This window comes from Pseudomonas sp. FG36 (genome assembly GCF_057809275.1).
The window spans coordinates 1-22,275 of the sequence record NZ_JBMDJQ010000046.1 but is presented as its reverse complement, the minus strand read 5'-3'; the positions used below and the strand labels follow the sequence as shown (position 1 = coordinate 22,275).

21 protein-coding genes and 2 pseudogenes are annotated in these 22,275 nt (G+C 64.4%); 14 read left to right on the top strand and 9 right to left on the bottom strand.

All coding sequences use genetic code 11. The features are described 5' to 3' along the window. Positions 1–2: 2 nt before the first annotated feature. Together ACODS9_RS24295 and ACODS9_RS24290 are read right to left on the bottom strand one after the other, a co-directional pair. Positions 3–1,112 carry a methyl-accepting chemotaxis protein gene (locus ACODS9_RS24295; protein WP_489094948.1) on the bottom strand — a complete coding sequence of 370 codons (1,110 nt, stop codon included), beginning with the start codon at positions 1,110–1,112 and terminating at the stop codon, positions 3–5. A gap of 174 nt (positions 1,113–1,286) precedes the next feature. Next, a pseudogene (locus ACODS9_RS24290) lies at positions 1,287–1,568 on the bottom strand (PAS domain-containing protein); the annotation flags it as partial. A 276-nt stretch (positions 1,569–1,844) separates the two neighbouring features. Between ACODS9_RS24290 and ACODS9_RS24285 the strand changes: the two are divergent. The 4 genes from ACODS9_RS24285 to ACODS9_RS24270 all read left to right on the top strand — a co-directional run bounded on the left by ACODS9_RS24285 (position 1,845) and on the right by ACODS9_RS24270 (position 5,161). After that, a complete protein-coding gene (locus ACODS9_RS24285; protein ID WP_046854877.1) occupies positions 1,845–2,159 on the top strand; it encodes a helix-turn-helix domain-containing protein in 315 nt (104 codons plus the stop codon). Between the two features lie 210 nt (positions 2,160–2,369). After that, positions 2,370–3,680 carry a C4-dicarboxylate transporter DctA gene (locus tag ACODS9_RS24280; RefSeq protein ID WP_046854876.1) on the top strand — a complete coding sequence of 437 codons (1,311 nt, stop codon included), beginning with the start codon at positions 2,370–2,372 and terminating at the stop codon, positions 3,678–3,680. Between the two features lie 70 nt (positions 3,681–3,750). Continuing rightward, positions 3,751–4,452 (top strand): FadR/GntR family transcriptional regulator, encoded by a 702-nt coding sequence (locus ACODS9_RS24275; RefSeq protein WP_046854875.1) that lies wholly within the window; start codon positions 3,751–3,753, stop codon positions 4,450–4,452. A gap of 19 nt (positions 4,453–4,471) precedes the next feature. Then, positions 4,472–5,161, top strand: a complete 690-nt coding sequence (locus ACODS9_RS24270) for a GntR family transcriptional regulator (RefSeq protein WP_401109233.1) — start codon at positions 4,472–4,474, stop codon at positions 5,159–5,161. Between the two features lies 1 nt (position 5,162). On the opposite strand, the gene ACODS9_RS24265 is transcribed toward ACODS9_RS24270, so the two are convergent. Further along, entirely contained in the window at positions 5,163–5,714 is a 552-nt protein-coding gene (locus tag ACODS9_RS24265) for an isochorismatase family protein (protein WP_489094942.1), read from the bottom strand. Positions 5,715–5,801: 87 nt separating this feature from the next. Between ACODS9_RS24265 and ACODS9_RS24260 the strand changes: the two genes are divergently transcribed. Beyond that, a complete protein-coding gene (locus ACODS9_RS24260; protein ID WP_489094941.1) occupies positions 5,802–6,245 on the top strand; it encodes a GNAT family N-acetyltransferase in 444 nt (147 codons plus the stop codon). A gap of 117 nt (positions 6,246–6,362) precedes the next feature. Then, positions 6,363–7,367, top strand: a complete 1,005-nt coding sequence (locus ACODS9_RS24255) for a hypothetical protein (protein WP_046854870.1) — start codon at positions 6,363–6,365, stop codon at positions 7,365–7,367. 19 nt (positions 7,368–7,386) lie between these two features. Here ACODS9_RS24255 and ACODS9_RS24250 read toward each other — a convergent pair whose 3' ends face one another. Next, complete coding sequence (locus ACODS9_RS24250) at positions 7,387–7,815, bottom strand: PACE efflux transporter (RefSeq protein WP_489094940.1); 429 nt, start codon at positions 7,813–7,815, stop codon at positions 7,387–7,389. A gap of 100 nt (positions 7,816–7,915) precedes the next feature. On the opposite strand from ACODS9_RS24250, the gene ACODS9_RS24245 reads away from it, so the two are divergent. From ACODS9_RS24245 to ACODS9_RS24235, 3 genes and pseudogenes are all read left to right on the top strand, one after another. Continuing rightward, complete coding sequence (locus ACODS9_RS24245) at positions 7,916–8,794, top strand: LysR family transcriptional regulator (RefSeq protein WP_367858400.1); 879 nt, start codon at positions 7,916–7,918, stop codon at positions 8,792–8,794. A gap of 150 nt (positions 8,795–8,944) precedes the next feature. Next, positions 8,945–9,976, top strand: a pseudogene (locus ACODS9_RS24240) (HAMP domain-containing protein); the annotation flags it as partial. A gap of 114 nt (positions 9,977–10,090) precedes the next feature. Then, a complete protein-coding gene (locus ACODS9_RS24235) occupies positions 10,091–10,831 on the top strand; it encodes a methyl-accepting chemotaxis protein (protein WP_371918154.1) in 741 nt (246 codons plus the stop codon). A gap of 98 nt (positions 10,832–10,929) precedes the next feature. Here the strand turns inward: ACODS9_RS24235 and ACODS9_RS24230 are convergent, their stop codons facing one another. Beyond that, entirely contained in the window at positions 10,930–11,304 is a 375-nt protein-coding gene (locus tag ACODS9_RS24230) for a RidA family protein (protein ID WP_094011271.1), read from the bottom strand. 209 nt (positions 11,305–11,513) lie between these two features. Here ACODS9_RS24230 and ACODS9_RS24225 point away from each other — a divergent pair, with 209 nt between their 5' ends. Continuing rightward, positions 11,514–12,299, top strand: coding sequence for a sulfite exporter TauE/SafE family protein (locus ACODS9_RS24225; protein WP_046854865.1), 786 nt, complete (start codon positions 11,514–11,516; stop codon positions 12,297–12,299). A 22-nt stretch (positions 12,300–12,321) separates the two neighbouring features. Here ACODS9_RS24225 and ACODS9_RS24220 read toward each other — a convergent pair whose 3' ends face one another. Beyond that, complete coding sequence (locus tag ACODS9_RS24220) at positions 12,322–13,374, bottom strand: DUF1176 domain-containing protein (RefSeq protein WP_401109223.1); 1,053 nt, start codon at positions 13,372–13,374, stop codon at positions 12,322–12,324. 30 nt (positions 13,375–13,404) lie between these two features. Further along, positions 13,405–14,445: a DUF1176 domain-containing protein gene (locus ACODS9_RS24215; RefSeq protein ID WP_401109220.1), complete on the bottom strand. Its 1,041-nt coding sequence runs from the start codon at positions 14,443–14,445 to the stop codon at positions 13,405–13,407. A gap of 150 nt (positions 14,446–14,595) precedes the next feature. Between ACODS9_RS24215 and ACODS9_RS24210 the strand changes: the two genes are divergently transcribed. Further along, the gene (locus ACODS9_RS24210) at positions 14,596–15,168 is read left to right on the top strand and encodes a biliverdin-producing heme oxygenase (RefSeq protein WP_489094939.1); all 573 of its coding nucleotides are present in this window, start codon (positions 14,596–14,598) and stop codon (positions 15,166–15,168) included. 6 nt (positions 15,169–15,174) lie between these two features. On the opposite strand, the gene ACODS9_RS24205 is transcribed toward ACODS9_RS24210, so the two are convergent. After that, positions 15,175–15,546 (bottom strand): hypothetical protein, encoded by a 372-nt coding sequence (locus ACODS9_RS24205; protein WP_401109215.1) that lies wholly within the window; start codon positions 15,544–15,546, stop codon positions 15,175–15,177. Between the two features lie 295 nt (positions 15,547–15,841). Between ACODS9_RS24205 and ACODS9_RS24200 the strand changes: the two genes are divergently transcribed. Further along, entirely contained in the window at positions 15,842–16,291 is a 450-nt protein-coding gene (locus tag ACODS9_RS24200; RefSeq protein ID WP_489094938.1) for a GNAT family N-acetyltransferase, read from the top strand. Positions 16,292–16,792: 501 nt separating this feature from the next. After that, a complete protein-coding gene (locus ACODS9_RS24195) occupies positions 16,793–18,733 on the top strand; it encodes a methyl-accepting chemotaxis protein (RefSeq protein WP_489094937.1) in 1,941 nt (646 codons plus the stop codon). Between the two features lie 62 nt (positions 18,734–18,795). Here the strand turns inward: ACODS9_RS24195 and ACODS9_RS24190 are convergent, their stop codons facing one another. After that, positions 18,796–20,685 (bottom strand): propionyl-CoA synthetase, encoded by a 1,890-nt coding sequence (locus ACODS9_RS24190; RefSeq protein WP_401109207.1) that lies wholly within the window; start codon positions 20,683–20,685, stop codon positions 18,796–18,798. A gap of 153 nt (positions 20,686–20,838) precedes the next feature. Here ACODS9_RS24190 and ACODS9_RS24185 point away from each other — a divergent pair, with 153 nt between their 5' ends. Further along, the gene (locus tag ACODS9_RS24185) at positions 20,839–22,134 is read left to right on the top strand and encodes a leucine-rich repeat-containing protein kinase family protein (RefSeq protein ID WP_401109204.1); all 1,296 of its coding nucleotides are present in this window, start codon (positions 20,839–20,841) and stop codon (positions 22,132–22,134) included. The last annotated feature ends 141 nt before the right edge of the window (positions 22,135–22,275 follow it).

Genomic DNA, 22,275 nt, shown 5'->3' with positions numbered 1-22,275 from the left:
ACCTAGCGGTTGAAGCGCTCCACCAGGGCACGCAGCCCGGCGCACACCTGCTCGAGCTCCGCGCCGCGCACGGCGGCGGCATTGGCGCGACGGGCGCTCTGCTGGACCGTGCCCGCCACCCCGTTGATCTGCCGCGAGACATCCTCGGCGACACTGGATTGTTCATGCGAGGCCGCGGCCATCTGCTGGCTCATGTCGCTGATGCGTTGCACCGCGTGGCGGATACCCTGCAAGGCCTCCTGGGTCAGGGCAACCTGGGTCACGCCCTGTTGCGCACCCTCGATGCCCTGGCTGGCAATGCTCACCGCCTGCTCGGCGCCACCGCGCAAACTGTCGATGATCGCCTGGATATGCAGGGTGGATTGGCGGGTCTTGTCGGCCAGGGCACGTACTTCATCGGCGACCACTGCAAAACCGCGGCCCTGCTCGCCAGCCCGGGCGGCTTCGATGGCAGCATTGAGCGCCAGCAGGTTGGTCTGCTCGGCGATGGCACGGATCATCCCGGCCGCCTCGGCGATGGCACCGGTCTGACCGGCCAGGTCGTTGACCGCCTGGTTGATCTGCCCGACCGTGCCGGCCAGGCTCTGGATCGCCGCCCCCGTGGCGTCGGCCACCTGGCTGCCCTGCCCGGCCAGCAGGTGCGCGGTCTGCGCCTGCTCGGCGGTGAGTTGCACGTGGCCGGCGACCTCGCCGATCGAGGCCGCCATCTCGGTCATGGCGGTGGCGGTCAGGTCGGTCTCGGCACGCTGTTCGAGCAACGCCGACTCGGTGCTGCGCGACAGCCGCCCGGCATCCTGGGCGGCGCCGGCCATCTGTGCGGCAAGGTCGCTCAGGCGAGTCAGCGCAGTCTTCAGGCGCGCCTCTTCGCTGATCAGGATCAGCTCCAGCTGCCCGGCAGCACCCGGCAGGTCACTGTAGGTCAAGGCCGCGACAGGGTCGCTGAAGGTGTTGTCCGCCACCTGGACGATACGCCGCAAGTGGCGCCTCATGCGGCTTTGCGCCCACAGGCCGACACCCGCGAACAGCGCCAGGGTCAGGCCTTGGGCAGGCAGCTCGGGCAACAGCTGGTTGCCGACGATGGCCACGGCGCCCGCCAGCAGCGGTAGCGCCATGGACCGGCCGAGCAAGGCCAGGCGCCGGGCCGGCGACAGCGCCGCCCTGCCCTCGCGTAACCGTGCATACAAGGCTTCGGCACGGGCCACCTGCTCGCGGGTCGGGCGTACGCGCACCGACTCGTAGCCGATCACCTGGCCATTCTCGAGCATCGGCGTGACGTAGGCGTTGACCCAATAGAAGTTGCCGTTGCGGCAGCGGTTCTTGACGATGCCCATCCAGCTGCGGCCGGCCTTGAGGTACTGCCACATCAGCTCGAACACCGCCTCGGGCATGTCCGGATGGCGCACCAGGTTATGCGGGCTGCCGATCAGCTCGTCCTGGCTGAAGCCGCTGATGGCGGCGAACTCGGCGTTGCAATAGGTGATCAGGCTGGCCGTGTCGGTGGCCGAAATGAGCCGCTGGTGCTCGGGAAAGCTTTGCTCGACCGGATTGACCGGCAGGTTCTGACGCACGATGAGACTCCATTCATACACGGCCCGACACGCGGCCTGACAGGAGGCCAGGGGTGCCGGAACCGTTCATCCTGGATCAGTTCCAATGTCCGACAACGCTTGCACACGGGCCGGTGGATGACCGGATCGCCCTGGACGACTACTTGAATGACTGATCAATCAAAGCGGCGAATTCTACGAATTCCATCACATTTTGCAAATAAAGGTGATGAATCATGGCGTTGCGCTATATCGACATATATCGTTAAGTGCTTGATTCTAAATGGGAATTAAGCGATGACGAGAACAGGTCTAGGTCCTGCCCTGCGCCGCTACCGCAAACTGGCAGGCTTCACTCAGGCACAACTGGGCGAGCGAACCGGCTTCGACCCCAAGACCATCAGCCGCTTCGAAACCGGCACCTACACCCCCAGCATCGAGTCGTTGGTGAGCTTTGCCGAGGCGCTGGGGGTCAAGCCAAAAGCGTTTTTCACCGACCCCGATGACGTGGAAGAACAACGCGCCTATCTCTTCGGCGTCATCCATAACGCCCCTCCCAAGGACCTCGGCAAGCTGATCGCCGCCGTTGATCAGGTGCTCGCCAAACCGTGAAATCCCCCCGCGCACCACGCTAGAGCAGACTGCCCGTCAATGCACCACAACTGGTCAGACCGGTAAGGCCAAAAACCCTTGCATTGTCGGAAAAATCGGCGTTTTATAGCCCTCGCAGTGAACAAACCGGTAAGACCACAATAATTAAGTCCTGCACTCTTTCGCTCCGTGTGGCTTGGGGGGCAAGGACACCGACCAGAGACTCCTCCCATGCTCAAATGGTGTTCGCGTTCGATTTTCCTCCAGGTTGTGCTCGGCCTCGCCCTCGGCGTGATCTGCGGCCTGAGCTTCCCCGACCTGTCCCTGCAACTCAAACCCCTGGGTGACGGCTTCATCAAGCTGATCAAGATGCTCATCGGCCTGATCGTGTTCTGCGTGGTGGTCAGCGGCATTTCCGGCGCCGGCGACCTGAAGAAGGTCGGGCGCATCGGTCTGAAGTCGGTGATCTACTTCGAGGTGCTGACCACCCTGGCGCTGGTCATCGGCCTGGTGTTCGCCTTCTCCACCGGCATCGGCAGCGGCGCCAACATCCACCTCGACCAACTGTCCAGCGCCGATGCCGGCGCCCTGGCCGACCGTGGCGCACACATCCACGGCACCACCGCCTTCCTCATGGACCTGATCCCCACTTCGGTGGTGGGCGCCTTCGCCGACAACAACATCCTCCAGGTACTGCTGTTCTCGGTGCTGTTCGGCAGCGCGCTGAACCTGGTCGGTGAATCGGCCTCGGGCATTTCGCGGCTGATCAACGAGCTCAGCCATGTCATCTTCCGCATCATGGGCATGATCGTGCGCCTGGCCCCCATCGGCGTGTTCGGTGCCATCGCCTTTACCACCAGCAAGTACGGCCTGAGCTCGCTGCAGCACCTGGGCGGCCTGGTGGCGCTGTTCTACCTGACCTGCGCCGGCTTCGTGCTGATCATCCTCGGCACGGTGATGCGCCTGTCTGGCCTCAAGCTGCTGCCGTTCATCAAGTACCTGCGCGAAGAACTGTCCATCGTCCTCGGCACCGCCTCCTCCGACGCCGTGCTGCCGCAGGTGATGCGCAAGCTCGAGCACCTCGGCATCGGCAGCTCCACCGTCGGCCTGGTGATCCCCACCGGCTACTCGTTCAACCTCGATGGTTTCTCGATCTACCTGACCCTGGCCATCGTGTTCATCGCCAACGCCACCGGCACGCCGCTGGCCATGACCGACCTGCTGACCATTCTTCTGGTGTCGCTGGTGACTTCCAAGGGCGCCCACGGCATCCCAGGCTCGGCCCTGGTAATTCTCGCCGCCACCCTGACCGCAGTCCCGGCGATCCCGGTGGTCGGCCTGGTGCTGGTGCTGGCCGTGGACTGGTTCATGGGCATCGGACGGGCACTGACCAACCTGATCGGCAACTGCGTCGCCACCGTGGCCATCGCCCGCTGGGAGAAGGACATCGACCTGGAACGCGCCAACAATGTGCTGGCCAACAAACCCGGCTTCGCCCCGGCCACCCGCAAGCAGGGCCAACCCCATCAACAGGAATTCTAAGCCCAAGGCCGCCGGCGCCGCGCGCCGGCCCGGCAAGGGTAAAGATGCAGCTTCAACCAAGGAGCGAACCGTGATCAGCTCTTCGACCGTAGTCAATTCAGTGGTGGAGAAACTCCGCCAGGCCCTGGCCCGCGGCCAGTGGCGCAGCGGCGACATGCTGCCCGGCCAGCGCGAACTGGCCGAACAGCTGGGCATCAGCCGGCCCAGCCTGCGCGAGGCGGTGATCGTGCTGGAGACCCTGGGCCTGGTGCGCTCCATGCCGGGCAAGGGCGTGCTGGTGCTAGATGCCGACGCCAGCCAGGCGCAAGAGCCGGACACCATCGCCGAGGCCAGCCTGGCCGACGTGCTCGAGCTGCGCTACACCCTCGAGCCCTTCATTGCCGGCCTGGTGGCGCAATCGGCCGGCAGCCAGGACATCGGCCAGTTGCGCCTGACCCTGATGGACATGCGCGAAGCCCTCGACGCCGGCGACAGCGAGGCCGGCATCAATGCCTACATCGCCTTCCACGAGGCGCTGTTCGCGCTGACCACCAATCCGATCTTCCAGAGTGTCGTGCAGCAGACCGGCAACGCCCTCAAGCAGAGCGCCGAGATGCTGCGCAATTCGCCCGAGCACCTGGCCGCGCGCCTCAGCGAAAACGAGGCGGTAGTGCGTGCCATCCGCGAACGCAACAGCGCCAAGGCCAGCCAGCAGATGCGCCAGCACATCCTCGCCGAGGGCCAGCGCATGGGCATCGCCCTGAATATCCCGGACGACCAACCAGGCAACTGAACAAAGAAGGAGAGCGACCATGACCGCCTGCGCCCAAGCCGCCCCCCGCCTGCCTGCCCTGCTCGGTGCCGGCGAGACCCGCCTGTCGGCGGAGCAGATCTACCCCCGGCTGTTCGATGCCATCCTCGAACAGCGCCTGCCACCGGGCAGCGCCCTGCCCGAGCAGGCGCTGGGCAATGCCTTCGGCGTCAGCCGCACCGTGATCCGCCGGGTGCTCGGGCGCCTGTCCGACCAGCAGGTGGTGGTGCAGCGCCCCAGCCATACCGCGCACCTGGCCGCCCCCGACCCTGAACAGGCGCGCCAGGTGCTCAGCGCCCGGCGCCTGGCCGAGACCACGCTGATCGGCCTGGCCACCCAACGCGCCCGTCCGGCGCAGATCCGGCAGTTGCGCCAGCTGGTAGAGCGCGAGCGCCAGCACCATGAACGCGGCGAACGCTGCACGGCAATCCGCCTGGGCGGCGAGTTCCACATGAAGCTGGCGCAGATGGCCGCCAACGCGCCGCTGGCACGCTTTCTCAATGGCCTGGTACCGATGACCTCGCTGATCATCGCCCGCTACGAAGCGCCCTGCTGCGAGCACTGCGCCTGGCAGGAGCATGCGGCGATCATCGATGCGGTGGAAAACGGCGACAGCCAGGCAGCGCTGGGCCTGATGCATGAACATCTGGACCGCCTTGAGGCCAAACTCGATCTGGATCAGGCCGGCTGAATCAAGCGAATTCCACCGCCTCGGTATCTGCCAGGATCACCACTTCATCCCCCAACGACCACTCCGCCGCCCGGGCCGCCAGGGCGGCAGGCACTCCCGGCGAGCCGCCAGGGCCGGGTGGCACGTCGTAGGTGGCATGGGCATCGTGGGGCAACAGCACCTCGAAGCCTCTTCGCAGCGCGGCTCGGGCGGTGGCCGCCAGGCACATCTCCGAGAGCAGGCCGCCCAGGGCCAGGTGGCGGGCCCCGAGTTCATCGAGCAAGGTGTGCAACCCGGTTTCGAGGAAGCCATCGTCCTCGGTCTTGAACAGCACGTGCTCGCCCGGCGCCGGCGGGAAATACAACTGCCAGCCGGCACTGTGCGGGGCATCCGGGCTGCCCGGCGCACCGTCGTTCTGCAGGAAGATCACCGCCACCCCGGCGTGGCGAGCGCGGCCGAGCAAGCGGGCGATGCTCTGCTGCAGGGCCAGGTGGCCAGGCACCGCATCGGCGCCCTCCATGAAAGCGCACTGCACATCCACCAGCAGCAAGGCATCGGCCTTGGCAACATTCATCAGCGGCTCTCCTGTTCGCGGACGCAATGCCGAGCATAGCGCAATGCCGTACCCTGTCGCCGATAACCAAAATGCCTTGGAGGGCTTATGAACTTCACTATCGCGCCAGTCGGCGCGCAGCACTACGATCGGCTGGCCGATCTGTGGGAGGCCTCGGTGCGGGCGACCCACGACTTCCTGCCCGCAGGCTACATCGAGCGCCTGCGCCCGCTGGTGCGCGAGCAGTACCTGGGTTTTGTCCAGCTGCGTGCCTGGGCGGACGGCGCAGGCCATATACAGGGGTTTGCCGGGGTGCATGATGGCAAGCTGGAAATGCTCTTCGTCGACCCTGCCTGCCGTGGCCAAGGCATCGGCAAAACCTTGCTGGCCCATGTGATCGATGAGCTGGGCGTACGAGAAGTCGATGTCAACGAACAGAACCCACAGGCCGTGGGGTTCTACCTCAAGCAGGGCTTCGTCCAGGTCGGGCGCAGCGAGGTGGATGGACAAGGCGATCCATTCCCGTTGCTGCACCTGAAACGGGTGGGCTGACGCGCTCGCCATGGGAGCGCGCTTACCCCGCGATGAGGTCCTCAAGACAAACCTATACTTCGGTTAATCACCTAGCCTCTGGCCAAGGGGGCAATCCGCGTGAAATCGATCCTCGCGATGGTTCCGCTCTGCCTGCTGCTGGCCCTCGCCGGCTGCGCCGGCAAACGCCCACCCGCCCCGCCCCCGCCGCAGAACCTGCCACCGGCCGTCTGGCAGCGTATCGACCAGGATATCATCGAGGCCTCGGTCGCCGCCGCGGGATCGGCCAACGACTACGCTCGACGCTCCATGCGCGTGTGGAAGGAGCAAGTGCAGCAACGCACCGAAAACGACTTCATCCCCTGGTTCACCGGTTACTGGACCCAGCAGTGGCTCACACTCAAGGTGGCCTGGTACAAGATGAACAGCGGCAATGGCCAGGAGCCAGCGGAAAAGCGCCTGGGCCTGTATCTGCAGGAACAGTACCGCGAACGGGTCATCGACCCGGTGGCCGAACAGATCAACCCCGAGGGTATCCGCGACCGCGCCAGCGAGCTGTACCTGCAACTGCTCGGCCAGCAACTGCCGACCATCATCCAGCGCTACAACGCCCCGCCCGAGCAGTTCAGCCAGCGCCTCAACCGCATCCCGATCATCGCCCTGGGCCCGCCGGATGCACGCAATGCCTCGCTTTACCAACTGCTGCGGGCCAAGTCGCTGGACCAACAGCTGGCCTGGCAGTCCTTGCGCCAGCACCTGCACCAACAGGCCGCCAAGGCCCCTGGGCAGACCGAGGCAGGGTTGTCGTCGGTGGCCACCCAGGCCAGCGAGAAACTCGGCGCCACACTGGCGCCACGCGGTGCCGCCAGCGCCATCGCGGCGGCGGTAGGCAAGGCGGCGGGGGCATTGATCTCGGTGGCGGCAACTGGCTACGGCATCATCACCCACGACCGTGAGCAGCCACAGATGGTCGAGCAGCTGCGGGTGATCCTCAATGTGGCGCTGAACCAGGAATGGCAGGAGCTGATGGAAAATCGCCAGAGTGGCGCCATGGCCGGGGTGTATTACCTGTCGGGACAGGTGGAGGACAGCTTGCTCGGGAGCCGGTCACAGGAACCGTTGCTGATTCGCCTGCCGCCATGACCCCGCGCAGGTGGCACGTTCAGGCGGTCGCCAGCGCCGAAGTCGGCAGCCCGAAGATGCGGTCGAACGCCCAGTTGTAGACGAAGGTGTAGCACGGCACCAGGATGATGAATGCCAGATCCACCATCAACGCCTCCACAAGGGTCATGTCCAGCCACCAGGCGATCAGCGGGATCAGGTACACCACCAGGGTCAGCTGGAAGCCGATGGCATGCGCTACCCGCCGCCCGAGGCTGCGACCGCGGGTGGCCTGGCGGCTCTCCCAGCACTCGAACAGGCTGTTGTAGATGAGGTTCCAGGCCATGGCGATGGTGGTGATCATTACTGCCAGGGGGCCGGTGTGCGAAGCCTGGGTGTCGGACAGGTAGGCCAGGCCCAGGGTCGACATGCACAGGCCGATCAGTTCATAGAAGGTCACGTAGACCAGTTTGCGTTTGAGTCCTTGCACGGGATTACCTTGTTGCGGATATGACGAAGGCGCGCAGAATGCATCAACAGGCTTGACAGAAAAAGTCGGCAGCTTTCAGATTTGCTGAAAGGAGACTGCCATGAACTTTTCCAGCGATACCATCCTGCTGTTTCTCGCCGTGCTCGACCGCGGCTCATTCTCGGCTGCCGCGCGGGCGCTCGGGCGCGTACCCTCGGCGGTGAGCATGGCCATCGGCAACCTCGAGGCGGAGCTTGGCTACCCGCTGTTCGAGCGTGGGTCGCGGGAGGCACGCCCGACCGCCCAGGCCCAGGCACTGGAGCCCCATGCCCGGTTGATCGCCGAACAGCTGGGGCTGTTGGAGGTGCATGCGCTGGAGCTGTCGCGAGGGCTGGAAAGCAGCCTGGCCATCGCCGTGGTGCCGGATATCGACCAGCGCCCGTTACTCGGGGCCATCACCCGCCTGGGCGAGCGCTACCCGCTGCTGGACATCGAACTGCTCGCCGCCCCGCAGGAAGAGGCCCTGCAACTGCTCGACAGTGGCCGGGTACGCCTGTGCCTGGCCTTCGCCGGGCTGCAGGTGGACCCGCGACGCAGCTTCCAGCACATTGCCCTGGAGTCGCTGGTGGCCACCCTGTCGCCACACCACCCCGCGCTGCGCGAAGGCCGCATCCGCAACCTTGAGGACCTGGTCAACCTGCGCCAGATCCTGGTGTGCAGCCGCGACCTGCCATTGAGCGATCCCCGCTCGCTGATCGGCACCTCGCACTGGCGCACCGACAGCCTGGACCTGGCCCTGCAGATGGTCGAGGCCGGCCTGGGCTGGGGCGACCTGCCGCTGGCGCGGGTAGCGCCGCTGCTTGCGGACGGACGCCTGGTGCGCCTGCAGTTTCAGAACACCCGCAACGAACTGCAACTACCAGTGAACGCCTTCTGGCTCAAGCAGCAACCCCTCGGCCAAGCGGCCAGGACGTTGGTGAGCCTGCTGGCTTCGAAATGATTTGTCACCCTGCCAGGACGATTCGGCCAAGTACTGCGACATTTAGTCTTTCAACATTTTTCAGAATCGGCCGATAGCGTTGCAACAGGCTCCGCCACTCGTGCCACAAGCACGCGGCGCCCTCCTTTCACTGGCTCAAGGTCTCGAAACATGAACCTGAAATTCCGCCACAAGATCCTGCTCAGTGCCTGCGCCGTCGTGGTACTGGCCTTCGCCCTGTTCACCCTCTACAACGACTACCTGCAACGCAACACCATCCGCCAGAACATCGAGTCGTCGGTGCGCCAGGCCGGCGCGCAGACCGCCAGCAGCGTGCAGAACTGGATGAGCGGACGCATCCTGGTCCTGGAAAACCTGGCCCAGGACATCGCCCAGCAAGGCGCCGGCAGCAACGTGCCGGGCCTGGTCGACCAGCCGTCGTACACCAGCAACTTCCAGTTCACCTATTTCGGCCAGAACACCGGCCTGTTCACCCAGCGCCCCGATGCCAAGATGCCTGACGGCTACGATCCGCGTCAGCGCCCTTGGTACACCCAGGCCGTGGCCGCCAACCAGACGATGCTGACCCCGCCCTACATGGCCGCAGTGGGTGGCCTGGTGGTGACCATCGCCATGCCGGTCAAGGCCAAGGCCAGCGGCGAGCTGATCGGCGTGGTCGGCGGCGACCTGAGCCTGAACACCCTGGTCGACATCATCAACGCCGTCGACTTCGGTGGCCTTGGCCACGCCTTCCTGGTCGACCGCAATGGCCAGGTGATCGTCAGCCCGGACAAGGACCGGGTGATGAAGAACCTCAAGGACATCTACCCAGGCTCCCCGCTGCGTGTCGAATCCGGCATCCAGGAAGTCAGCCTCGATGGCAAGGACCGCATCATCTCCTTCGCCCCGGTGGACGGCCTGCCGTCGGCGCAGTGGTACATCGGCCTGTCGATCGATAAAGAAAAAGCCTACGCCCCGCTGAGCCAGTTCCGTACCTCGGCCATCATCGCCATGCTCATCGCCGTGGCCGTCATCGCCGGCCTGCTCGGCCTGCTGATCCCGGTACTGATGCGCCCGCTGACCACCATGGGCCGCGCCATGCAGGACATCGCCGAAGGCGAAGGCGACCTGACCCGCCGCCTGACCGTCGAGCAGAAGGACGAGTTCGGCGAGCTGGCCACCTCGTTCAACCGTTTCGTCGAGCGTATCCACGCCTCGATCAGCGAAGTGTCCTCGGCCACCCGCCTGGTGCATGACCTGTCGGAAAAGGTCGTGGTCGCCTCCAATGCCTCGCTCACCGGTTCCGAAGAGCAGAGCATGCGCACCAACAGCGTCGCCGCGGCGATCAACGAGCTGGGCGCCGCCACCCAGGAAATCGCCCGCAACGCCGCCGACGCCTCGCAGCACGCCAGCGGCGCCAGCGAACAGGCCAACGGTGGCCGCCAGGTGGTCGAAGAGGCGATCAGCGCCATGACCGCCCTGTCCGAGCGCATCAGCGAGTCTTGCGAACAGATCGAGACCCTCAACGCCAGCACCGACGAAATCGGCAAGATCCTCGACGTGATCAAGGGCATCTCCCAGCAGACCAACCTGCTGGCGCTCAACGCCGCCATCGAGGCCGCCCGTGCCGGTGAAGCCGGGCGTGGTTTCGCCGTGGTTGCCGACGAAGTGCGCAACCTGGCCCACCGCACCCAGGAATCGGCCGAAGAGATCCACCGCATGATCACCAGCCTGCAGGTCGGCTCGCGTGAGGCGGTGCACACCATGAACACCAGCCAGGTTTCCAGCGAAGAGACCGTGCAGGTGGCCAACGAGGCCGGTGAGCGCCTGGCCAGTGTCACCCAGCGTATCGGCGAGATCGACGGCATGAACCAATCGGTGGCCACCGCCACCGAAGAGCAGACCGCCGTGGTCGAGAGCCTGAACCTGGACATCACCCAGATCAACGCGCTGAACCAGCAAGGGGTGGAGAACCTCAACGATACCCTGCGCCATTGCGACGCCCTGAGCCAGCAGGCCGGGCGCCTGAAGCAACTGGTGGGCAGCTTCCGCATCTGACCTGCCGCCCGCTCCTGCACGTGTTGCAGGAGCGGGCTCCCTCCGCGATCACGCCTTCGATCACATCGGCGAATGCGCAGGCATTCTTCAGCTACTCCTTACTCGCCGACGAACGCCTGCACCTCGATCTCCACATCGACCCCCAATGCCAGCGCCGATGCCACCGTCGAACGCACCGGTAGCGCTGCGCCGAAGAACTCTTTGTAGACCTCGTTGAAGCCGGCGAAATGGCTCATGTCCGATAGCCAGACCGTGCATTTCACCACCTGGTCGAAACGCGCCCCACACACTGCCAGGCTCTCGGCGATACGTTCGCAGGCCGCTCGGGTCTGTGTCTGGATATCACCGCGTACCACCTCGCCACTGGCGCTCATCGGCACCTGGCCGGACAGGAACAGGAAGCCCCCGGCCTTCACTGCTCGGGAAAAAGGAAACGGCAGGCTGCTGGGAAAACGCTGGATGTCATTGCTCATGGAACGCTCCTTTCATGGTTGGTTGAATCGTGCCCGGGACAGTCGAGCGGGCCAGCTCCCGATAAACCCACTCTGGTTGACCATGGATTTTCAGGAGCGTACCGCCACAGCGTGGTTATAACCTAATAACGAACAAGTCTATTTGGCTATAAAAAAATCTATATGCTGGCACTCATCCGATCACGGGCAAGCTGGGCGTCGAGTAGCGTATGGATGTAGGTTCTTTCGGTTTCACCCTTGCGGGCCTGATCGTAGGCTTCATCGTCGGCATGACCGGCGTCGGCGGCGGTTCGCTGATGACCCCGATCCTGCTGTGGTTCGGCATCAACCCGGCCACCGCCGTGGGCACCGACCTGCTCTATGCCGCCATCACCAAAGCCAGCGGCGTCTGGGTGCATGGCCGCAACAAGAACATCGACTGGAAGATCACCGGCTGGCTGAGCCTGGGCAGCGTCCCGGCCGCCGCGCTGACCCTGTGGTTCCTCAGCACCCTGCACGCCGACACCTCGGCGCTAAACGCCATCATCAAGCAGGGCCTGGCGGTGGTGCTGATCCTCACTGCCCTGGCGATCCTGTTCAAGTCGCGCCTGCAGGCCTTCGCCAGCAAGCACGCCGGCGACCACTACCACCTCAGCGACCGTACCCTGAACATCCTCACCGTGATCACCGGCGTGGTGCTGGGCGTGATGGTCACCCTCACCTCCATCGGCGCAGGCGCGCTGGGCACCGTGGCGCTGTTCCTGCTCTACCCGTTCCTGGTCACCCGCCGCCTGGTCGGCACCGAAATCGCCCACGCCGTGCCGCTGACCTTGGTGGCCGGCCTGGGTCATGCCGGCATGGGCAACATGGACTGGTCGCTGCTGGGTTACCTGCTGCTGGGATCGCTGCCGGGGATCTACCTGGGCAGCCACCTGACCGGGCGCATCTCCGACCGCGTGCTGCGACCTTGCCTGGCGACCATGCTGCTATTGATCGGCTACAAGCTGGCGTTCTGAGCTGCGCACGAGCAACTTTGTGCTACTCCTGCACACGCCATAGCACCGGCCAGAACTGCGGTTTCACATACCCGCAGCGATCAAGCCGCGCCACGCGCTCGAGGCGCATGCGCTCACCGTCGTAACGCCACTGCTGGATCACCCCGCAACCACGCTCTACCTGGCTTTTGTCAGCGGCAAACAATTGACCGCTCTGTGCATCGAACGCTACATAGCCACTCAGACGCGGCGCCAGCAACGGCGTCGGCGCCTCGAAGGCCATTTCGCTGATCTGGTAGGGCGCGGCGCGGGATACCCGATACAGGTAATTGGCGCAGAACTCGCCACTGCACCCCACGTTGAGAATGACCAGGACATTGGCAGCGTCCAGCGGGTGCACCTCGTAATGGCTGTTGCTCATCCCCGGCACATCGCCTTCGACATTCGCCTGGCGTTTTACCGTCCTGCCGATTTCATGAGCCTGCTCGTCATTCATGCGCGGTGCGGCGACGAACTGTGGCAGCACCACGGTATCGGGAGCGCCAGGCACATCGGCAGCGGACGCATCTCCCACTCTGACCAGGGCATCGGCATGCCCGACCCGGCCCTGCACGGCATCGATGGTCAACAGCGCGCCACTGAGCCCCTGCAAGGACGCGACCAGCTCGCCATCCTCGGTCAATGAACTCAGGCGTGCACCGTTGCGCAACCGACGTATGAGCGCCAGCGCCTCATCGTCCTTCAGCAGCAGGTCGAAGTCATATTCAAGCTGGATGCGCTGCCAGTTGGCCGACAGTGCCTGCCCATCGAGCAGTACCTGTTCCGCAAACGCCGGGCCCACGCGCAGGGTCAGTTCGAGCGCGCCCTGTGGCCCCGCCTCGCGCCTTATGATGGTCTGCAGCCCGGCCATCAGGTCGTCGTCGATGGCCATTACCGCGGTGCAGGCACGGGTGTTGTCGCAGCCAACCGCCCAGTCCTTGATCTGCCGGTACATCGGCACCGCCTCGAGCGGTGCCTGGGCGTTCTCGGCCTGCACGACCGATGGCGTCATGAGCGTCAGCAGCAATGCCGCACGCGGGTGTTTCATCCATTGCATGGCGTTATCCCCGAAGTCCGTTTCACGCGTTCAGCCCTCACTGCGCCAGAGTACCGGCCAACTGTCGGTGCCTACTTCGGCACAGCGGTCCATCCGTGACAGCCTGAGCAAGCGCATGCGCATGCCATCGTAGCGCCAGCTTTCCTCCACCCCACAACTGCCGGGGTAGTCGTCCTTGGCATAGCTGTGAAGCTCGCCTTTGCCAGGGTAGAAGTCGATGGCGTCGCGCATCCGGCTGATCACCACTGGGCTCGATGGCGCCTCGAACTCCAGCGGCCCAAGGGTGTAAGGCGCTTCACGCGACACCTTGTACAACGCGTAGAGACAGTGGAAGTCATTGCAGTTGTAGCTGAGCAATGCCAGCGCATGCTGGTCGTCCAGGGCATGCAGCTCGAGCTTGGGAGCGACATCGTATTCGTTGATCAACTGGTTCTCGGCGGCCGCCTTGGCCATCACCACTTGAGTAATACCCGCTTGCTCCTGCGCGCCAAGGGCCGTAGCTGCCACAAAGGCCGGCACCTGTGGCTTGGCCGGAGTTGGCAACTGCGCATCGGCAACGCTGTCGCCGGGGCGTATCAGCGCACTGTAGTGGCCGACCCGGCCCTGCACCGCATCCATCAGCAGCAAGGCGGCGCTCAACCCCTGCAGCGAACTTACCCGCTCTCCTGGCCGGGTGTCGTCCACCAGGCGCTGGCCATTGCGCAATTGCCGCAACACGGCATAGGCATCGGCGCCCTCCAGTTCCAGGGTGGTCTCGACACCGCGGGTCATGCGCCAGGGGGCGACCAGCAGCTGGCCGTCGAGCATGGGCTCGCCCGACCAGTCGGTGCTCCCCACCAGGGTCAGGTGCAGGTTGCCCCAGGCGCCCGCCTCACGTTGCACCAGCATGCCCACTCGCATCCGCTCCGGGTGATCGGCCAGGACCGCGGTGCAGAAGCGCGTGTTGTCGCAGCCTACAATCCAGTCCTTGATCTCCCGGTATACCGGTACCGGTTCTGGTTCCGCCGCGGCGGCCAGGCCCGGCAGCAACGCCAGCCCCAGGGCCAGCCAGTTCCATGTTGTTGCGCGCATCGTGCTGCATTCCTGTCTTGGCTGTGGAAGCCTCGTTCCAGAGGCGGCGCAATGATTCCACAGTTCACGGGCCAGGTGCGCAAAATCGGCAGTGGTGATTGCGCCGCCTGATCTGGCAGTATCGAATGCCCTAACGCCAGAGCCGCCGTCATGTCCTCTACCGTCAGCCCGTTGCTGCTTGCCTTGCGCGAAGGTACCCGCGCCTGCCACCAGAGGCTGGAAGCGCGGCTGCCTTTCTTCAGCGAGGGCTTCGACCGCGCGGCCTACGCCGACCTGCTCGGGGCCTACCACGGCTTTCATGCCCCATTGGATTTACTGCTGGGCGCCTACCAGAGCGCCGAACGGCACAAGACACCCACCCTGTCACGCGACCTGGGCGCCCTGGCCATCGACATCGAAGCGCTGCCCCGCTGCCACGCCCTGCCTCGCATCGATGACGAAGCCAGTGCGCTTGGGGTGATGTATGTACTGGAAGGCTCCACGCTCGGTGGCCAGGTGCTCAAGCGGGCCATGGCCGAACGCCTGGGTATCGACGCCGACAACGGCGGCGCGTTCCTCGACGTCTACGGCCCGCTGACCGGCGCACGCTGGCGCAGCTTCCTCGAGCGGCTGGCTGCCGCCACCCCGGAGCCGACCGCCCAGGCCCGGACGGTAGAAGCCGCTGTAGACACATTCATCTGCTTCGAACAGTGGCTCGAAGAACGACGGGTACTGGCCTGCTGAACCCCCTCACCGACGGCATTGGTGCAACAGCGACGTTACCAGTGGCGTCATCCCGATGGCCACCACACACAAGCCACCGCACAACAACGCAAATCCCAGTGCCCGCAACGGGTGCAAGGTATTGAAGAACGCCAGTACCAGCAGCACCAGCAACAGCGTCAGCCAGTAGCGAACTGCCGCCCTTGGAATGGCCACCATCAACAGGTTGAAGAGCACGAAGGCATAGAACACCAGCATCGTCGCCAAGCCGACGCTGACACCTCGCGCCATCGGCTGGCCGACATGCTGCCGGTAGAGATCGAAGCCAAGGCTCAAGATAAAGGGAAAAGCCACACACACCAGTGCGTGCAGCAGGAAGCGGGAAAGCAGCGGCAACATTCGTCCTTGATCCTGGAGTAGGCCAAAGGTTGCGCATGGCCGTGAGTGAGGAAAGCGGATGCTAATGCCCTGAATAGACGCCAGCAAGCCGCAGCCCCATTGGTCGGCAAACACTCGTGACAAAGACCTGATTTTCCGGCTTTGCGGCACACTGGAAACAAGGCCGCCGCACACCTTCGGGAGCCGCACGTACGCCGCTGCTTATCGCATCTGTACGAGCGGATGTGTTTCATGAAATCCTGCAGGACTGCCCCCATAGCAAGGGCGCTGGACAGCCTGATAGCGAGCCCACGACATGAACGTCATTGCCTGTGATCTGCACTACCTGGACGCCGCCGCGGACCTCTTCAACCAGTACCGGATGTTCTACCAGGAGGCAGATGACCTCCCCGCTTCCCGTGCATTCCTCAAGGCCAACCTCGAAACCGGCAACTCGCGGATCTACCTGCTGCTGGACGACGAGGGTCAGGCCATCGCCTTTGCCCAGCTGTACCCGGCCACCTGCTCGCTGGCGATGAAGCGCTTCTACTGGCTGTATGACCTGTTCGTTGTCCCGCGCATCCGCAGGGGCGGTCATGCCCGTTACCTGATGCAGCAACTGATCGGGATCTTCCAGGCCGAGGGCGCGCAGCGGTTGAGCCTGGATACCGCCAGGAGCAACCTTGCCGCCCAGGCGCTGTATGAATCGCTGGGGTATGAGGCCGAGCAGGAATTCGTGACCTATCACAAGGTGCTCGATCACTGAAGGTAGCCATGGGAGCTTTCGATATCCGCTTTCGCTCAGCGCGAGGGAAGCAGCTATACGCGGGTGTGCAAGACCGTGGAGTAGGAACCCGGCTGGCCCGAAGGCCTCCCGCGTACAGCCGCCATTGAGCGATTTGAACCACATTCTCGGGCGTGCACGCTCGGTCGTTGAATTGACAACGACTGGGCGAGGCTAAGGAATGCAGCTGGCCAGAACAACAGCTGAAAGGCCGCGAAAGCATGCTTGGGAAACGTCCTACATGAAATGGGGAAAGTCTTAGTAATCGCCTTGAATCAACTGCCCAGACCTCTTCGTGGGGAAACCCGCTCCCACGCACTTTTGCTACTTGCCCGCCAAGTCAGGACAATTCCTTAATTTCCTGTACACGAAATATCTACTAAAGGTTTATATTCCGCCCGCCGAAACAGAAAAGGTAGCAAGTGGCCACCACCCTAGCGAAGCGGCCATGTACACCCTTCACACTCACGGATGGGCGTCACGATGAAAATAAAAAACAAACTGATCCTGGCCTTCGTACTGGTGGCCTTCATCCCGGTCGCCCTGGTTGGCGGGATTTCGGTGCTGAACATCCGCAGCGAGGCGGTCGATCAGTTCCTCGACGGCAGCACCCGGGAAATTCGCCAGATCGACGGCAACATGCGCCAGTTCTTTGATGGCACGCTGCAGAACGTCGATCAGATGGCCAAGGATCCTGTATACACCTCGGCCACCTCGCTCAAGGACTACACCGGCGCCGATGCCGCCAGCCAGCCGATGCCCGAGGCTGCGCAACGGGTCATCGATGCCTTCGCCCGCTACGGCACCACTCACCCGGCAGCGGCGATCCTTTCAATCGGCCTGGAAGACGGCAGCTACGCCAAATGGCCGGATGACCCACAACTGGCCAAGTACGACCCGCGCACCCGCCCCTGGTACAAGGCCGCCATGGCCAGCCCGGACAAGACGGTGCGCACCGCCGCGTACTACTACGACAAGGACAACGTGGCCCTGGTCGGCACCGCCCGCGCGCTGCTCGACGCGGCCGGCAAGGCCAAGGGCGTGTTCGTGGTCAGCGTGTCGCTGAAGAACCTCACCGAACTGGTCAAGAGCATCAAGCTGGGAGACAGCGGCTACGTGATGCTGATCGAGGACGGCACCGTGCTGGTCGACCCGCGCAACGCCGGGCACAGCTTCAAGCAGCTCAAGGACCTCGGCGCGCCGTACGCGGCGTTGGCCGCCACCGAGCAAGGCGCCACCGAGGTGGTGATCGATGGCGTGCGCTACATGGCCAATGTGTGGACGTCTCCAGGCCTGGGCTGGCGCTTCGTCGGGCTGATCGAGTACGATGAGGTCATGGCCGCGGCCACACGCATGACCTATGTCACGGCAGTGATCGTGGTGCTGCTGGCGCTGATCTTCGCCGGGGTGGCGGCAGCGTTCTCGCGGGTGATCGTCAAGCCCATCGGCCAGGTGAGCACCGGCCTGCAGTCGATCGCCGAGGGTGAAGGCGATCTGCGCCGCGACCTGCAGGTCCAGGGCAAGGACGAAACCGCCGAGCTGGCCGGTTGGTTCAACAAGTTCCTCGCCGCGATCCGCCAGCTGATCCAGCGCATCGGCGCGGCCTCGACCAACCTGCACGAAGCCTCGCGCAGCAACAGCGAGATGGCCGGCAACATGAACGAGGCCGCCGGGCGCCAGCGCGAGGCGGTGGAACTGGTGTCCACTGCCTTCAACGAGATGGTCGCCACTGCCAACGAAGTGGCGCGTTCGTGCAGCAGCGCCGCAGATGCCGCCGAACAGGGTCACCGCCGCGTGGCCGAGGGCAAGCAGCAGATCGAAGCGACCACCGACAACGTCAATCGCCTGGGCCGACGCCTGAGCGAGTCGTCCCAGGCCATGGTCGAACTGGAAGAAGGCAGCCGCAGCATCAACCAGATCCTCGGCACCATCCGCGCCATCGCCGAGCAGACCAACCTGCTGGCGCTCAACGCCGCCATCGAGGCCGCCCGGGCTGGCGACCAGGGCCGTGGTTTTGCCGTGGTGGCCGACGAGGTACGGGCGCTGGCCAAACGCACCGCCGACTCCACCGGCGAGATCGACCAGTTGCTCAATACCCTCGGCGGCAAGACCCATGAAGTTTCGCAGAAGATGGAAAGCTGCCTGGACCTGTCGCGGGCCAGCGTGTCATCGATCGAGAATGCCCGCGACAGCTTCGAAGGCATCCAGCTCTCGGTGAACGAGATCCGCGACCAGAACCTGCAGATTTCAGCGGCCGCCGAGGAGCAGCACAGCGTGGCCGAGGAAATCAATCGGCATATCCAGCAGATCTACGACGAGGCACGCCTGGTAGAGGGGCTGGCCAGCTCTGCACAGGCCGATTCTGGCAGGCTGGCGCAGCTGTCGGATGAGCTGAACGGGTTGGTGGGGCGCTTCAAGTCGTAAGGCATCCAGAAGTTGGGGCCGCCAGGCGGCCCTTTTGCCGCGGTTCGTCGCCCGCGATGGCGTCAGCCCGCCCTGGGCAAATCGGCCAACACGCCTTCGATCTCCCCTAGCACCGCCGGATCATCCAGCGTCGATGGCGCCGTGTAGTCCTGGCCATCGGCGATCTTGCGCAGCACCGCCCGCAGGATCTTGCCGGAGCGGGTCTTGGGCAGGCGCTTGACCAGGCGCACGCGGTTGAAGCAGGCCAGTGCGCCGATCTGTTCGCGCACATCCGCCACCAACTCGCCCTGCAGTTGCGCCTCGCCAATGCCCTGCCCGTCCTTGAGCACCACCAGCGCCAATGGCACCTGGCCCTTGATCTCGTCGTGCACACCAATCACCGCGCACTCAGCCACCGCCGGATGACGCGCCACCAGGTCCTCCATTTCCCCGGTCGACAAGCGATGCCCCGAGACATTGATCACGTCATCGGTGCGCCCCATGATGTAGACGAAGCCGTCTTCATCCAGGTAGCCGCCGTCGCCGGTGTGGTAGTAACCGGGGTAGCTCTGCAGGTAGGCCTGCAGGTAGCGCTGGTGATCGCCCCAGAGCGTCTGGCTGCAACCCGGCGGCAATGGCAGGGCGATCACGATGGCGCCCTGTTGATTGGGCCCCAACGGCTTGCCTTCGTCATCCAGCACCTGCACGTGGTACCCCGGCACCGCCCGATTGCTCGAGCCCGGCCGCGCCGCGCTGCCTTCGAGCCCGACACAGGGCGCAGTCACCGGCCAGCCGGTCTCGGTCTGCCACCAATGGTCGTGCACCGGCTTGCCGCTGACCCGCTCGAGCCATTCATGGGTACTGGAGTCGAGTTTCTCCCCGGCCAGGAACAGCTGGCGCAACGAATCGAGATTGTGACGGCGGATCAGCGCGCCTTCCGGGTCTTCCTTGCGGATGGCGCGCATGGCGGTGGGCGCGCAGAACAAGCCATTGACCTGGTATTGTTCCACCACCCGCCAGTAGGCCGAGGCGTCCGGCGTGCGGATCGGCTTGCCCTCGTAGAACACCGTGGTGCACCCGCTCATCAGTGGCCCGTACACGATCAGCGAGTGGCCCACCACCCAGCCGACGTCCGAGATCCCCCACCACACGTCTCCTGCTCGCATGCCGTACACATGACGCATGGCATAACACAACGCCACTGCGTTGCCGCCGTTTTCGCGGACGATACCCTTGGGTTTGCCGGTGGTGCCGGAGGTGTACATGATGTACAGCGGATCGCCGGCGTCCAGTTCAACGGGGGCGACCGGCGCGGCCCCGAGCAAGGCCTGCTGCCAGTCCAGATCACGCCCGGGCTGCAGTTCGGCGCTCGCCTGCGGGCGCTGCAACACCAGCACATGCCGCGGTTGGTGGCGAGCCAGCTGCAGGGCGCGATCGACCAGCGGCTTGTACTCGATCACGCGGTCGAACTCCAGGCCGCAGGAAGCCGTCAGCAGCAGGGCCGGCCGGGCATCGTCGATGCGCAGGGCCAGCTCGTTCGCGGCGAAGCCGCCGAATACTACGGAATGCACCGCACCAATGCGGGCGCAGGCGAGCATGGCCATGGCGGCCTGGGGCACCATCGGCATGTAGATGATCACGCCATCGCCCTTGCGCACACCCAACGAACGCAACAGACCCGCCAAGCGGGCCACTTCATCTCGCAGTTGGTGATAGGTGAACGTCTGTTGCACGCCAGTCACTGGCGAGTCGTAGATCAGCGCCAGTTGTTCACCGCGCCCCTGCTCGATCTGATGGTCAAGGGCCAGGTAGCAACTGTTGAGGCGGCCATCGGCGAACCAACGGTGGGTACCATCGGCGTTCTGCTGCAAGGTGACGGTCGGCTTGCGCTGCCAGGCGAGCTGTTCGGCCTGGGCCTGCCAGAAGCTGGCGGGGTCGGAAATGGAATGGGCGTAGCTGTGCTGATAGGTCATTGGTTCGCAACCCGGTACTTGTTGTTATAGAAGGGCGAATCTTGAGTATGGACCGGGGCCGGCCAGCCGCCATCGGACTTAAGTCGCAACCCATATGCACATTTGCCGCACCCAAGCGCCTACAATGGCCGGTCACGTTTAGCGAACAATCCCATGCATACCCTCGAAGACCTGCGCGCCGGTCGCCTGCACGGCATCACGCGACTGAATCTCTGCCAGAACCTCACCCATTTTCCCCAGGAGATCTTCGCACTTGGCGACAGCCTCGAAGTGCTCGACCTGAGCGGCAACAGGCTCCGCGAACTGCCCGATGACCTGCACCGCCTCAACCGGCTCAAGGTGCTGTTCTGCTCCAACAATCAGTTCACCCACCTGCCCCACGCCATCGGCAGCTGCCAGGCCCTGGAAACCGTAGGTTTCAGAAGTAACCGCATCAGCCGGGTCGATGCCCAGGCCTTGCCACACTCGCTACGCTCACTGGTGCTCACCGACAACGTATTGGAGCAGCTGCCCGAGGCACTGGGGGACTGCGCACACCTGCAAAAGCTCATGCTTGCCGGCAATCGCCTCACCGACCTGCCCGCAAGCCTGGCGCGCTGCCATCGCCTGGAACTGCTGCGCATCGCCAGCAACCGCCTGGGCGCGCTGCCTGACTGGTTGCTGCTCATGCCACGCCTGGCCTGGCTGGCCTATGCGGACAATCCACTGCCCCATGGCTTTGTCGCACCTGCCACGGACGACCATTGCCCTGCCCTTCACTGGCAGGATATCCAACTGGAAGAAGAGCTTGGCCGTGGCGCCTCAGGGGTGATTCACCGCGCCCGCTGGCGTAATCAGGAAGCGCCGGTTGCGGTCAAGCTGTACAAGGGTGCGATCACCAGCGACGGTTCGCCGTTGGCGGAGATGAGCGCCTGTATTGCCGCCGGCCACCATCCACAGCTGGTGCGCCTGGCTGGGCGCATTGACGATCATCCAGATCAGCTACCCGCCTTGGTGATGCAACTGATCGACGCGCATTGGTCGAACCTGGGCGGCCCGCCTAGCCTCGACAGTTGCACCCGCGACCGCTACCCGGCGGACCGGCAGTTGACCAAGTCGGCCCTGCGTCGCCTTATAAGAGGTATTGCCTCGGTCTGTGCTCACCTGCATGGGCGTGGCTTGAGCCATGGGGATCTGTACGCCCACAACATCCTGTTCGACGAGGATGGCCAGTGCCTGCTGGGCGACTTCGGCGCCGCCTCGTTCCACCCTCAGGAGCAAAGTCTTGCGGTATCGGCCCTCGAGCGACTGGAAGCGAGGGCATTTGGCATTCTTGTGGAGGAATTGCTGGCGTGCTGCGACGAGCAGGACACAACACTGAAGCAACTGGCTGAACGCTGCCAGCAGGCCGACGTATTGGCCCGTCCTGCCTTCAATGAGTTGGTGGCGCTGCTTGGAGATCGTCACTGACAAGGCGATGAAGCCTGGCCTGAACATTCGTGGGAGCGGCGTTCCAACAAACCCGCTCCCATGCCAGATTTCTTTGCCAGGACAGAAAAGACAAAACCCCTACCTGCTCGCGCAGATAGGGGTTTTGCGAAATGAATCTTG

What these genes read in the sequence shown, in the direction of transcription:
- ACODS9_RS24295 (WP_489094948.1), bottom strand. Translation starts at nt 1,112, where the DNA reads ATGGCGCTACCGCTGCTGGCGGGCGCCGTGGCCATCGTCGGCAACCAG.
- ACODS9_RS24285 (WP_046854877.1), top strand. Translation starts at nt 1,845, where the DNA reads ATGACGAGAACAGGTCTAGGTCCTGCCCTGCGCCGCTACCGCAAACTG.
- ACODS9_RS24280 (WP_046854876.1), top strand. Translation starts at nt 2,370, where the DNA reads ATGCTCAAATGGTGTTCGCGTTCGATTTTCCTCCAGGTTGTGCTCGGC.
- ACODS9_RS24270 (WP_401109233.1), top strand. Translation starts at nt 4,472, where the DNA reads ATGACCGCCTGCGCCCAAGCCGCCCCCCGCCTGCCTGCCCTGCTCGGT.
- ACODS9_RS24265 (WP_489094942.1), bottom strand. Translation starts at nt 5,714, where the DNA reads ATGAATGTTGCCAAGGCCGATGCCTTGCTGCTGGTGGATGTGCAGTGC.
- ACODS9_RS24260 (WP_489094941.1), top strand. Translation starts at nt 5,802, where the DNA reads ATGAACTTCACTATCGCGCCAGTCGGCGCGCAGCACTACGATCGGCTG.
- ACODS9_RS24255 (WP_046854870.1), top strand. Translation starts at nt 6,363, where the DNA reads ATGGTTCCGCTCTGCCTGCTGCTGGCCCTCGCCGGCTGCGCCGGCAAA.
- ACODS9_RS24245 (WP_367858400.1), top strand. Translation starts at nt 7,916, where the DNA reads ATGAACTTTTCCAGCGATACCATCCTGCTGTTTCTCGCCGTGCTCGAC.
- ACODS9_RS24235 (WP_371918154.1), top strand. Translation starts at nt 10,091, where the DNA reads ATGCGCACCAACAGCGTCGCCGCGGCGATCAACGAGCTGGGCGCCGCC.
- ACODS9_RS24230 (WP_094011271.1), bottom strand. Translation starts at nt 11,304, where the DNA reads ATGAGCAATGACATCCAGCGTTTTCCCAGCAGCCTGCCGTTTCCTTTT.
- ACODS9_RS24225 (WP_046854865.1), top strand. Translation starts at nt 11,514, where the DNA reads ATGGATGTAGGTTCTTTCGGTTTCACCCTTGCGGGCCTGATCGTAGGC.
- ACODS9_RS24220 (WP_401109223.1), bottom strand. Translation starts at nt 13,374, where the DNA reads ATGCAATGGATGAAACACCCGCGTGCGGCATTGCTGCTGACGCTCATG.
- ACODS9_RS24215 (WP_401109220.1), bottom strand. Translation starts at nt 14,445, where the DNA reads ATGCGCGCAACAACATGGAACTGGCTGGCCCTGGGGCTGGCGTTGCTG.
- ACODS9_RS24210 (WP_489094939.1), top strand. Translation starts at nt 14,596, where the DNA reads ATGTCCTCTACCGTCAGCCCGTTGCTGCTTGCCTTGCGCGAAGGTACC.
- ACODS9_RS24205 (WP_401109215.1), bottom strand. Translation starts at nt 15,546, where the DNA reads ATGTTGCCGCTGCTTTCCCGCTTCCTGCTGCACGCACTGGTGTGTGTG.
- ACODS9_RS24200 (WP_489094938.1), top strand. Translation starts at nt 15,842, where the DNA reads ATGAACGTCATTGCCTGTGATCTGCACTACCTGGACGCCGCCGCGGAC.
- ACODS9_RS24195 (WP_489094937.1), top strand. Translation starts at nt 16,793, where the DNA reads ATGAAAATAAAAAACAAACTGATCCTGGCCTTCGTACTGGTGGCCTTC.
- ACODS9_RS24190 (WP_401109207.1), bottom strand. Translation starts at nt 20,685, where the DNA reads ATGACCTATCAGCACAGCTACGCCCATTCCATTTCCGACCCCGCCAGC.
- ACODS9_RS24185 (WP_401109204.1), top strand. Translation starts at nt 20,839, where the DNA reads ATGCATACCCTCGAAGACCTGCGCGCCGGTCGCCTGCACGGCATCACG.